Below are 3,043 nucleotides of genomic sequence, written 5' to 3' on the forward strand. Positions count from 1 at the left end.
CCCGACGAACTAACGGAGATGCCCACTAGTGACGCCGCGTGACGGGGCCGTGTGTCGTGCGTACGGATCCCGTATCGGACTCCTCACCCCCGCGCCGGCGCGCGGTGAGCGCGGGCACGGGGGTGAGGGGGTGAGGGCGGCGGACCGCGGCCGAAGGGCGCACCGATGGGCGCGCCTCGTGGACGGTCAGTCGACCGTCTCCTTGAGGGTGTCCTCGCGGACGAACAGCAGCAGCACGGTCGCGACGAGGATGAGCGGGACGACGATGTGGTAGATCGGCACCAGGGCGTCGTTGTACGCCCCGACGATCGCGTCGTGCAGGGGACCCGGCAGCCCGGCCAGGATCTCCGGGCTCATGGAGTTTGCACCCGCCCCGTGGGCGAAGGTCTCGGCGACCCGGGCGCCCTCGGGTCCGAGCTGGGCCGCCGCGGCGGGGATGCGCTCGCTCATGAGATCGGCGAGCCGACTGACGAACAGCGAACCGACGATGGCCGAACCCATCGTGCCGCCGATCTGGCGGAAGAAGTTGTTGGACGCGGTCGCGGTGCCGACCATGGTGATGGGGAACGCGTTCTGGACGATCAGCACGAGCAGCTGCATGCACAGGCCGAGCCCGAAACCGAACACGAAGAGAACCACGCCCAGGTGGACAAGGGTGTCACCGGCCTGCAGCGAGCCGATGAACCAGAGCCCGACGGCCATGATGAGAGTGCCGACGACGGGGTACCACTTGTAGCGGCCGGTGCGGCTGACGATGTTGCCGACGACGATGGACGTGCCCATCATGCCGATCATCATGGGGATCATCATGAGGCCGGCCGCGGTGGGGCCGAGACCGTGGACCATCTGGATGTACGTGGGCAGGTAGGCCATGCACCCGAACATCGCTACGCCGATCAGGAGCCCGGCGGCGGTCGAGACCGAGAAGTTGCGCTCGGCGAACAGCGTCATCGGGATCAGCGGGTGAGGGGAACGACGCTCTACCCGGACGAAGGCCACGGCGCACACGAGGAACAGCGCGCCCATGCCGAGGATGACCGGGTCGGTCCAGTCGTAGCGGTTGCCGCCCCACGACGAGAGAAGGATGAGTGCGGTGGTGCTGATGGCCATGAGCACCGTGCCGGGCCAGTCGGTGCGGCGTCCGCTCCCGCGGTTGGGCAGGCGCAGCCAGACGACGGCCACGACGAGGGCGATCAGGCACACCGGGAGGTTGAACCACAGCGCCCACCGCCAGCCGGGCCCCTCGGTGAAGAATCCGCCGAGGAGCGGGCCGAGGACGGAGGACAGCCCGAAGACGGCGCCCATGACGCCCATGTACCGTCCGCGCTGTCGGGCGGGGACGACGTCGGCGACGATGGCCTGGGACAGGACCATGAGGCCGCCGCCGCCGAGACCCTGGACGGCACGGGCAGCGATGAGCAGGTCGATGTTCGAGGCGAGAGCGCCGAGTAGCGAACCGGCCGAGAACAGCAGGATGGCGGCGACGAACAGCGGCTTGCGGCCGATCTGGTCCCCGAGCTTGCCGTACACGGGCAGGCCGATCGTCATGGTGAGCAGGTAGACGGTGATGACCCAGCTCATGCGGTCGACGCCGCCGAGGTCGGCGACGATCGTGGGCAGCGCGGTGGCGAAGATCATCTGCCCCAGGGACACGATGAGCATCCCCAGCAGCAGCGAAGTGAACACCAGCGGGACGTTGTGCGGCGTCGGCGCCGGGGTAAGGGGGCGCTCGGCACCGGGCGGTGCCGCGGTGGTGCGGATGTCAGTCTCACTCATGCGGGATCCCGTCGGTGGTGATGGCGGTGGAGGAGGGCTCGCCGACGAGCACGGCGAGCTGGCGCAGGGCTGTGGCGCAGTCGGCGTGGAGGTCGTCGAAGGAGGCGGAGTCGCGGTTCAGCCAGGTGGCCATGCCGAGGTTCCCCGAGGCGGCGACGAGCGCGACGCACGCGCGTGCCTCGGCCTCGGCGCTCACCCCGGGCAGTCGGCGCAGCCGCGGATGCCGGTCGAGGTGGCGGGACACGAGGTCCACGAGCTCGATCTGGAACCGGTACGAGGCGGTCATCCGCGCAGCACCGAGCTGCGGCTCGGCCCGGAAGATGTCACGCCGGCGTTGGACGAGCATGGCTGTCTGCTCCCTGTCCGCGATGCGGGTGGCCGCGAAGCCTGCGAGAAAGACCCGCATCAGCGCGCGTGGGACGTCCGGATCGACCCCGTCAAGGAAGTCTTCGCGCTCGGCCTCGGGGACGTCCTGCGGGCTGGCGCCGATGACCGCGGCCTCCTTGGAGGCGACGTAGTTGAAGAACGTGCGCTTGGAGACCTCGGCGGCCGCGCAGATCTGGTCGACCGTCACCGCGTCGTACCCGTGCTCGAGGACCAACGCGGTGGCGGCGTCCTCGATGGCGAGGAGGGTCGCGCGGCGCTTCCGGTCGCGCAGGGAGTCGTCACGCCGAGCGTCCGCACGAGGGGGAGCGTGGGGGGCCTGCAGGGAGGCGTCGGGGGGAGAGCTCACGGAGGAATCCTAACGGAAAAAGTAGACCGAGTGCATCTTTGTACCGGGTGAAGTCTGCCGCGCGCCCCGATTTGGTTCCGCGTCCACCTGTCGGCTACTGTGGTGGAGCAGCGAGCAAGGCCCCCGTCGTCTAGCGGCCTAGGACGCCGCCCTCTCACGGCGGTAGCGTGGGTTCGAATCCCATCGGGGGTACGAGGGAGGCCGTCCCGGTTCGTCACTGACGAGCCGGGACGTTCCGCATTTCGGGGTGCGTGCGAAGATCACCGCGTGACCTCGCGCCGTGACCTGTTCCGCCTCGCCGTGGGGGCCGGCCTGTCCCTCGCCGCACTCGGTGCGTGCGGCGCGGAGAAGGGGGCGACGACGACGAGCCCGTCCGCCACCCCGACGGACCCGCTCGCCCCTCCCGAGCCGGTCCGGACACCGACGCCGGACGCGCCGCCGCGCCGTCTCCTCGCACTCTCCTCGGCCGATCTCGACGTCCTGCACGCGCTCGACCGCGAGCCGGAGGCCGCGTGGGCGGTCGACGGCACGGGA

At 70.2% G+C, this 3,043-nt stretch carries 2 protein-coding genes, 1 tRNA gene and 1 pseudogene; 2 read left to right on the plus strand and 2 right to left on the minus strand.

Going from position 1 to position 3,043, the window contains the following annotated elements; genetic code table 11:
* Positions 1-186: 186 nt before the first annotated feature.
* A complete protein-coding gene (locus HMPREF3086_RS13425) occupies positions 187-1,776 on the minus strand; it encodes an MDR family MFS transporter (protein ID WP_061227789.1) in 1,590 nt (529 codons plus the stop codon).
* Positions 1,769-2,509: a TetR/AcrR family transcriptional regulator gene (locus tag HMPREF3086_RS13430; RefSeq protein WP_082767604.1), complete on the minus strand. Its 741-nt coding sequence runs from the start codon at positions 2,507-2,509 to the stop codon at positions 1,769-1,771. Before HMPREF3086_RS13430 ends, HMPREF3086_RS13425 begins: the two co-directional genes overlap by 8 nt.
* A 119-nt stretch (positions 2,510-2,628) precedes the next feature.
* Here HMPREF3086_RS13430 and HMPREF3086_RS13435 point away from each other — a divergent pair.
* Both HMPREF3086_RS13435 and HMPREF3086_RS13440 read left to right on the plus strand, forming a co-directional pair.
* A tRNA-Glu gene (locus HMPREF3086_RS13435) sits at positions 2,629-2,701 on the plus strand.
* 75 nt (positions 2,702-2,776) lie between these two features.
* A pseudogene (locus tag HMPREF3086_RS13440) lies at positions 2,777-3,043 on the plus strand (ABC transporter substrate-binding protein); the annotation flags it as partial.

It is taken from the genome of Dietzia sp. HMSC21D01 (assembly GCF_001815995.1).
Classification (GTDB): Bacteria; Actinomycetota; Actinomycetes; order Mycobacteriales; family Mycobacteriaceae; genus Dietzia; species Dietzia cinnamea.